Source organism: Burkholderia sp. SIMBA_051 (assembly GCF_046534915.1).
Taxonomy (GTDB): domain Bacteria; phylum Pseudomonadota; class Gammaproteobacteria; order Burkholderiales; family Burkholderiaceae; genus Burkholderia; species Burkholderia ambifaria.
The window spans coordinates 1-260 of record NZ_JAWRXS010000465.1 but is presented as its reverse complement, the minus strand read 5'-3'; the positions used below and the strand labels follow the sequence as shown (position 1 = coordinate 260).

Sequence of the window (260 nt, the reverse complement as noted above, 5' to 3'; positions counted from 1 at the left end):
CCCAGGTGTGGGATCTGCAGAGCCTGCTCGTCGCGCGCTTTCTCACGGGCCTCGGCCTCGGCGCGGCGATGCCGAACCTGATCGCCTTGTGCGCGGAGGCAGCGCCGCCCCGACAGCGCAGCACGGCGGTCGGCGCAATGTACTGCGGCATGCCTTTCGGCGCGGCGCTCGCGGCCGTGATCGGCATCGTCAGCCCGGGCGCCGAGGGCTGGCGGCAGATCTTCTATGTCGGCGGGATCGGGCCGCTGCTGACCTTGCCG

Annotated in this window: 1 protein-coding gene; it reads left to right on the top strand. The window is 72.3% G+C overall.

Annotation, left to right across the window (positions count from 1 at the left end; all coding sequences use genetic code 11):
• The coding region (locus SB771_RS35305) for an MFS transporter (protein WP_410722080.1) at positions 1 to 260 on the top strand (260 nt) is incomplete at both ends.